Annotated in this window: 5 protein-coding genes; 1 reads left to right on the top strand and 4 read right to left on the bottom strand. The window is 44.1% G+C overall.

From position 1 onward, the window contains the following. Nucleotides 1-159 precede the first annotated feature (159 nt). From QUA50_RS28680 to QUA50_RS28665, 4 genes are all read right to left on the bottom strand, one after another. Nucleotides 160-1,935, bottom strand: a complete 1,776-nt coding sequence (locus QUA50_RS28680; protein WP_333268670.1) for a hypothetical protein — start codon at nucleotides 1,933-1,935, stop codon at nucleotides 160-162. Between the two features lie 281 nt (nucleotides 1,936-2,216). Then, a complete protein-coding gene (locus tag QUA50_RS28675; RefSeq protein ID WP_333268672.1) occupies nucleotides 2,217-3,206 on the bottom strand; it encodes a DUF459 domain-containing protein in 990 nt (329 codons plus the stop codon). Between the two features lie 16 nt (nucleotides 3,207-3,222). After that, nucleotides 3,223-4,638, bottom strand: a complete 1,416-nt coding sequence (locus QUA50_RS28670; RefSeq protein WP_333268674.1) for an MBOAT family O-acyltransferase — start codon at nucleotides 4,636-4,638, stop codon at nucleotides 3,223-3,225. Between the two features lie 98 nt (nucleotides 4,639-4,736). After that, nucleotides 4,737-4,952, bottom strand: a complete 216-nt coding sequence (locus QUA50_RS28665) for a hypothetical protein (RefSeq protein WP_333268676.1) — start codon at nucleotides 4,950-4,952, stop codon at nucleotides 4,737-4,739. Between the two features lie 91 nt (nucleotides 4,953-5,043). On the opposite strand from QUA50_RS28665, the gene QUA50_RS28660 reads away from it, so the two are divergent. Then, the gene (locus QUA50_RS28660) at nucleotides 5,044-8,004 is read left to right on the top strand and encodes an AAA family ATPase (RefSeq protein WP_333268678.1); all 2,961 of its coding nucleotides are present in this window, start codon (nucleotides 5,044-5,046) and stop codon (nucleotides 8,002-8,004) included. Nucleotides 8,005-8,194: the final 190 nt, after the last annotated feature.

The following is an 8,194-nucleotide window of genomic DNA, read 5'->3' as shown; positions in this document are numbered from 1 at the left end:
CCGCCCGTCCACTCATGACGGGCGGGACGCCCATCCCACAATAACAATTAAAATTATAAGTTATTTAATTCGCGATCTTTAAGAGGGGGAAGGGGAAGGAAAAACTATCTTCCCTCTTCCGTTTTTCTTTTGAGAACTGTCAACTGTCAACTGAAACTTTTAATGCGATCGCACCGACGGTACAAACTGCTGCAAGTAACTCTTTTGCCACAAAATAGAAAAACTTGTGCCTATTTGGCTTAAGCTATCAAATTTAGGAATTAATTTAGATTCTCGGCGCTTGTCTAAAGCAGCGAGTACCGAAAAAAATACAGCTAATACTAACAAAAATACCACCATCACAATAAATAAAATAGTCCAATAAACTACAAATTCGCTTGTGTAGCTGACGGTAAACATCGAGTTAATCACTGAATCCGATATATACAAGAGCAGCCCTACTGAAAACCACACCCCCAACAATACCCATGTCCACTTAAACATATCTCTGGCAGTCTTATTATTCTTAGACACAGAAAGTTCTAAATCTCTAATTAGGCTGTTAATTTTGGAGGTGACTTCATACAAAGTATATTGCAAAGAATCTCTGAGAGAATTTAGCTCGTTGTCGAGGTTTATGCACTGCTCGGATGTGCTTTTGTCAAAACTGAGATTTTGGAGTTTCTTGCGGTGCACAGACAGTTTATGACCTAGGGTGTAATCCCATTTTTGCAGCCGCTCTATAGTCAAATACAAAAGTTCCCTATTCGCATCTAACAAGCTCTGGCAATCTACGATCGACTTAACTAACTTGCTGAGATTGTCGATCTGCTCATCTACAGTATTTTGGTATTCCCTCTGTTTAGCTGACAAGAAACTTGCGAGTTCGACATCCCGATCGCCGCACAGCGCCAAAGCCTCACAATACAAGTCGTCAATTTCCATTTTACCGAAATACAGTGACGCTTTGTACTCCTCAATTTCGGGAAGAGTCAGGGATTGTAAAGGCTGATATTTTACATGAAATTTATATAGGAGCGCTGTCAGAATCTGCGCCGATTTTTGCTCCAGCTTGTCTTTGTAGGGTGCTAAAATAATGGCAGCTAGATTTTTGACTTTCGCTTCCGGGTGGTGCAGGAAATCAAAAATTTTGGCAAGTATTTTGGAGAATTCTAAGTCATTAAAATTATTTTCCGCAACTTCCAAAAAGTTTGTTACCGCCGCATCGTTTTCGGCATTCAATTTGTAGGAGTCCCTAAGTGCGATCGCCGCAAATACTCGATCGATCCAAAACAGATATTCCTCGCAATCCATTAGCAGGCTCGGCAGCAGCCAGCTAGGGCCGTACACCCAAAAATCGAGACAATTCTCATATTCCTTGTGGCTGTCATTTCTGCTGCTGTCGCCCAAAGCAAATTTGTTGCTTGCTAATAGTTGAATTTGCTCTTCTACAACCAGCCGCTCAATTTCCCCTGCATTGATTGTGGAATTGACAGCACCTTCCTTGCCTTGTTGTTGCCCTGCTTCATCCAACCACATTGACTTAATACTAACAGCCGCAGACCACCGAATTAAAGGAGTCGAGCCACCTCGCGCTTCCTGTTCTAACGCCGCCAGCAGATTTTTGCTAAAATTACTTGCTCTAGCCGTTCTCTCACTTGATATCTGCCCCTCTCGCACCTTCCCCAATGCTTGAATTGCCAAAGCGCGAAACAGCAAATTCGGATGCGGTTTTCTGACGGATTCCGGTATATTTTCTCTGAATATTCCGCTGTTGGGTACGCCCAAAACTTCAGCAAAAGGCTCGATGCCGCACTGTTGCAGGATTTTTTCAACTAGGTTTATTCTTTGCCAAGGTTGACTATATTTAGTGAGAGTGAAGATTAGCGCTGTGCCGCTGCACCCCATTGACTCAGGGATGTTAGTGCGATCGAGTTTCCACATATTGCTCGTCATAATTTGTCGCCATGACAATTGCTAGATATGGAGGCCGTTGCTGGATGCTGAATTCAGCATTACATTTACTGTGGCTTTTTGTCAATATTAGTCCTGGACGCATAGGGAGTTATAAACCCGGTTTCACGAGTAAATTTATTATAACTCAATCCTAGATTTTCCCTATAAACCTAGTTGAGCGAGACCCATGTCCGTCCCAAACTAAATATATTATCTTGCATTAATCGGTGAAATGTCAAAATTTTTGGTTGAGTTTAGTCACGAAAACCAACCTACTATCGTCATTTCTTTGGCGGAGCTTTTAATATTTTGTCGCTCACCATTTTGTCAACGATTAAGTCGCTGATAATTTGAGCTCCGTGGGAGGTAAAGTGCAAGCCGTCATTATTTTTTACATAGCCTCGTTTACCCGATTTATTAGCAACTACTGGAACAAATTTCCCAGCTTTTGCAAAAGTATCCCAAGTTGAAATAAATTCGATTTTGGATGAAGATTTGCTGGCAGTTTTATAAATATCGTTCATGACGGTAAAAGCTTTGAAATACGAAGATTTGTTAGGCATCGATTGACCGACCCAATACACTTTTCTCACAGATAACGAATCCAGTAAACTGGCATATCTTTCCACTCTTTCTTGATAAGCTTTTTGCCATTCTTTGCTCATAACTGCCCTGCCTTTTCCTTGAGAATCAACGATATTTTGACGGTCATTTGCTCCAAATAAAACTATCACTACATCCGGCTGGTAATCATTAATAATTTTGCGAGTTCTGGCATACCAGTCATAATAATCTATCCGATTTAATCCCGTGGACACCTTGTAGTCAATTTTCGTCTCGGCGATATTGTATTTTTTCTTAAGAGTGTACTGGAGTTGAATTCCTAAGTCGAACATTACGGAATCTCCAATAAATAAAAATCTGCGATAAGGTATGGTCAGTTTGGGTTTAGCTGGGGTTGGTTTTTTAGCTGGGGTTGGTTTTTTAGCATTAGCAGGCTTTGGGGGTTCAACGGCCGCTTTTGTTTCGGTTTTGACAGGAGGAATTTCTGATTCTTTGGGGATGCTATCGAAGTTAATATCTTTAATTTTACTCCAAAAAGCTTGTTCAGATTTTCGGAAACCGTCTATTTCTATCTGGCGCGCGGCTTGTTTGATTTCTGGACTGGCGAAAGGAGTTGAAGCAAAGCTTTTCAGAAATAATGATAAGTTTGAAAATATCAAAGTGAGAATTACAGAAGTAACAATCAGCAAAAATTCCCGGTCTTTCATATTTCTTAGAAATTACTTAAAAATTAAAGTAAATAAAAGGCGGCATGGTACTCGGCCCCAACATCAAGATAGTATACACGAGCAGCGAAACTAAGACAACCCGAAAGAAAATGTTTTTTAATGACAGTAAGGTTTGCAATAGTTGCGAGATGCGATCGCCCCAGAAGTTAATCGCGCCAATGACTGCAATTACTAAATACAATTGCCAGAAGTTAAATTGAAAAGTTGCGACGGCAGGATGGAAAATTCCTGCAAAAAAACTCACCGCAGTTTCCCAGTTGGGAGTGCCGAAAAATACCCAGCTACAAGTAACAAAAGTAAATGTTAGCAGCCAACTGCAAAATTTAGCAAATCTGGGAAAGGCATAGTCTAATTTAAAGTGGATAGCTTGGGGGATATCTTTACATAAATGGTTGACAATTAACCCTAAACCGTGAATTATTCCCCAGAAAATAAAGTTTAAACCGGCGCCGTGCCACAATCCACCGATCGCCATTGTCATCAGTAAATTTACGTACTTCCTCAACTTGCCGTATTTGTTGCCGCCAAAAGGAAAGTAAACGTAATCCCTCAGCCACTCGGAAAGACTGATGTGCCACCTTTTCCAAAATTCTTGCAGGCTGAGCGATCGGTATGGCATATTAAAGTTGGCAATGGGTTTGAAACCCAGCAAACAGGAGATGCCGTTGGCTAAATCCGAGTAGCCGCTGAAATCTACGTAAATTAAACAGGAATAGGAAATTGCCGCGAGGATTAAATCGATGCTGCTGTACTGCTGCGGGACTTTGAATGGCAAGTCAGTGAAGTTAAACAAAAAGCTCGACAAAGTATATTTTTTGAAGAGTCCCGACAAAATCAAAACTATAACTTCTTCAATTTTATAGTCGTATTTTTCCGGTGAATTTAGCTGCCAGTAAAAATCGCGAGCTCGCGAGATTGGCCCGGAGGCAATTTGCGGAAAATAGGTAATGTAGGCGGCATAGTCTACAAATTTCGGACAAGGGATTTTTTGCTGGTAGCAGTCGATTAAATGGGAAATTATTCTAAAAGTGTAGAAAGACACGCCGACGGGGGCGATTATTTGCAAAACTGGAAAGTCGGCGGGAATTTGTAGCTGATTCAGTACCTCAAATAAAGAAGTTACAAAGAAGTTGCAATATTTAAAGATGCCGAGATAGCCAATGTTGAAAATTATACCGGAGATGAAAGCAATTTTTTTATACTTACTGTTGCAGATCGCCCGGAGAATGATATAATTGTAAACTGTCGAGAAAATGAGGAGCAAGAGAAAGTCAAAGCTCCAAAAGGAATAAAATAATAAACTGGAAACTAACAAGACAATTTTATACAACTCGACTTGGGGTTTCACAGAGACGATCGCGCTAAAAATAATTAGGAAAAATACTAGAAATTGGTAAGTCGGAAATAGCATAAATCTCAGTCGCTCAAAAATCTTGATTCTGGCAATATTTTTATAAGTACGGCCACCCAACCTATCCCGCAGGGAATCGCCATAGTCGGTCTGAACTCCTATGTTGCACCATTGTCAGTTAGCCTTTTATGAACAGGCAAGATGCCTGTTGCACAAGAAAATTTATCTTTTGTGGAACGGGCATCTTGCCCGTTCTGGAGAATGGCGCAAGATGTGAGTCTCACCGCAGCAAATTTCGGGGTGGATTGCGGACTGTAAGCTTTTTCAATCTTGTCAATTATTTCACAACTTCCGCCGTAGTTAACCGCACTCATAAATTCATAATCCTGTTTAAAGATTATGATGGTTGTGAGACGATGTATTAACGGATAACAACAGGAATCCCCTTGATTGCGAGGAACCAACGTGCAGCCAACAGACCCTAGCAAATTTACAGATCAAGCCTGGGAAGCGATTGTCAAATCCCAGGATGTAGCCCGCCGCTTTGCCAATCAGCAGCTAGAGGTTGAACATTTAGCCATTGCCCTTCTCGAACAGCAAGGCCAGGCCAACAGCATTCTCAGCAAAGCTGGAGTCGATGCCCCCCGCTTGGCCCAGCAGTTAGATGCTTTTGCCAAACGACAGCCCAGAGTTGCCAACGCTGACCAACTATACCTCGGTCGCGGCTTAGAAGTGATGTTAGATGTTGCCGAGGCCACCAGGGCGACTTGGCAAGATAATTTTATCGCCGTTGAACATTTATTAATTGGCTTAGTAGAAGACGAACGAGTCGGCCGCAGGTTGCTGACAAAAGGCGACGGCCCGCCTGGCCGCCCCGGTTACGATCGCAAACCCCCAGCCGGTACACTCGATCGACCAAAACTCGAAGAAGCCATCAAATCTTTCCGCGCCACTGCTAAAGCCCAAGAAAAAAATTCCGAAACGAAAGGCAGCCGCAGCAACGCTAAAGGGCAAGATCAAGATGGCGAAGCTAACTCCGACGCCCTCAGCAAGTACGGTCGCGATTTGACAGAAGCAGCCATTGCCGGCAAACTCGACCCAGTAATCGGCCGCGACGAGGAAATCCGCCGCGTGGTACAAGTTCTTTCCCGTCGTCAAAAAAACAATCCAGTGTTAATTGGCGATCCCGGAGTCGGAAAAACTGCGATCGCCGAAGGTTTAGCCCAGCGAATTGTCAACGGCGACGTACCGGAATCTTTGAAAAATCGCCAGCTATTTAGCCTCGACATGGGCAGTTTAATTGCTGGGGCAAAATTCCGGGGCGAATTTGAAGAACGGTTGCGATCTGTATTGCGGGAAGTTATCGATTCCGACGGGCAAATTGTCCTATTTATTGACGAATTGCACACGGTTGTCGGCACCGGCGGCGGTGGCAGTTCCGGTTCGGGAATGGATGCGGGAAATTTGTTAAAACCGATGTTGGCGAGAGGCGAATTGCGCTGCATCGGCGCTACAACTCTCGACGAATTCCGCAAGAATATTGAAAAAGATCCTGCACTAGAACGTCGATTTCAACAAGTATTTGTCGGCGAACCCAGCGTTGAAGATACTGTTTCGATTTTGCGCGGATTGAAAGACCGTTACGAACGCCACCACGGGGTAAAAATTACTGATTCGGCCCTGGTAGCTGCTGCAACTCTGTCTTTTCGCTATATTTCCGATCGCTTTTTGCCGGACAAGGCGATCGACCTTGTAGATGAAGCGGCCGCCCACTTGAAAATGGAGATTACCTCTAAACCTGTGGAATTGGAAGGAATCGACCGCCGGGTGATGCAGTTGGAAATGGAAAAATTGTCGATCGAAGGCGAAGGAAAAGGTACTCTAGCCCCCGGGCTGGGCTTCCGCGTCGAACGCATCACATCTGAGATTGACATCTTAAAAGTCAAGCAGGAAAAATTGTCCTCTCAGTGGTTGGGCGAAAAGCAGTTGTTGGATGCAATCAATAAATTGAAAGCAGAAGAAGACCAACTGCGAGTCCAAATTGAACAAGCAGAAAGGGCTTACGATTTGAATAAGGCCGCACAGTTAAAGTACGGCAAGTTGGAAACTGCGGTGCGCGATCGCGAAGCGAAAGAAGCGGAACTTTTGAAACAGCAAGCTCAAGGTTCTTCCCTGCTGCGGGAAAAAGTTACTGAGGGCGATATTGCGGAAATTGTCGCTAAATGGACGGGCATTCCGGTTAACCGGTTGTTAGAATCCGAACGCCAAAAATTGCTGCAATTGGAAAAACACTTGCACCAAAAAGTTATCGGTCAAGAGGAAGCTGTAACAGCCGTGGCGGCGGCAATTCGGCGCGCTAGGGCGGGCATGAAAGATCCGGGGAGGCCGATCGGCTCTTTCTTGTTTATGGGCCCGACAGGCGTCGGCAAAACTGAGTTAGCGCGGGCGTTGGCGGAGTTTTTGTTTGACAGCGATGATGCGATCGTCCGCATCGATATGTCGGAATACATGGAGAAGCACAGCGTTTCTCGGTTGGTAGGAGCTCCTCCCGGATATGTCGGTTACGATGAAGGGGGACAACTTTCCGAAGCAGTGCGGAGACATCCTTATTCGGTAGTGTTGTTTGACGAAGTGGAAAAAGCGCACGCCGACGTATTTAACATTTTGCTGCAAGTCTTGGATGACGGCAGAATTACCGATTCTCAAGGTCGAGTGGTTGACTTTAGAAATACCGTAATTGTGATGACTAGCAATATCGGCAGCGACCACATTTTAGACGTGTTTACTAAGAAGGAAAAAACCGTCAAAAAACCTGCGAGTCGTAAGCAGGAAACGAAAGATTTGTCAAGTCAAAAGACAGATTATAAAGTGGCTGCAGATGGTACTGTTGAGGTGTCGGCCCAGCGAGTTGATGTTGATACTCTAACTAAGAGTGAAAACAAGACTGAAAACAAGACTGAAAACAAGACTGAAAATGAAAATTTATTGACTCAAGAACGGGAGACAGACCAAGAGTACGAACAGATGTTAAAACGGGTGATGGCAGCGCTGCGATCGCACTTCCGGCCGGAATTTCTCAATCGGGTGGACGAGATAATTTTGTTCCACACTTTGAGCAAGGTCGAATTGCGGCAAATTGTCAGTATCCAAGTCAAGCGGATCGAGCGTTTGTTGGCAGAGCAAAAAATTACTTTGGAACTGTCGGATGCGGCGAAAAACCATATCACAGATGTCGGTTACGACCCGGTTTACGGCGCTCGTCCCTTGAAACGCGCTATCCAGCGGGAGCTGGAAAACCCGCTGGCTAACAAGATTCTGGAAAATGCGTTTGTGGAGGGGGATACAATTGCGATCGACTGCGAAAATAACTCTTTGCAATTTCGCAAAAAAGATTCTCGCCCAGCGCTAGTCGGTAATAGTTTGTAGTTGCGTTAGGAACAGGCAAGATGCCTGTTCCACAAACCATCAATTCTCTTGTGGAACAGGCATCTTGCCTGTTACTGAAAATTAGGAACAGGCAAGATGCCTGTTCCACACACAACCATCAATTCTCTTGTGGAACAGGCATCTTGCCTGTTACTGAAAATTAGGAACAGGCAAGATGCCTGTTCCACAC

This window comes from Microcoleus sp. M2_D5 (assembly GCF_036701935.1).
In the GTDB taxonomy this organism is placed as follows: Bacteria; Cyanobacteriota; Cyanobacteriia; order Cyanobacteriales; family Microcoleaceae; genus Microcoleus.
Note: the sequence above shows the minus strand (reverse complement) of the source record. Positions and strands in the feature narration are given on the sequence as shown.

Bases quoted from the DNA above. Each gene is read 5' to 3' on its own strand.
- QUA50_RS28675 (WP_333268672.1), bottom strand. From the start codon at position 3,206: ATGAAAGACCGGGAATTTTTGCTGATTGTTACTTCTGTAATTCTCACT.
- QUA50_RS28680 (WP_333268670.1), bottom strand. From the start codon at position 1,935: ATGACGAGCAATATGTGGAAACTCGATCGCACTAACATCCCTGAGTCA.
- QUA50_RS28670 (WP_333268674.1), bottom strand. From the start codon at position 4,638: ATGCTATTTCCGACTTACCAATTTCTAGTATTTTTCCTAATTATTTTT.
- QUA50_RS28665 (WP_333268676.1), bottom strand. From the start codon at position 4,952: ATGAGTGCGGTTAACTACGGCGGAAGTTGTGAAATAATTGACAAGATT.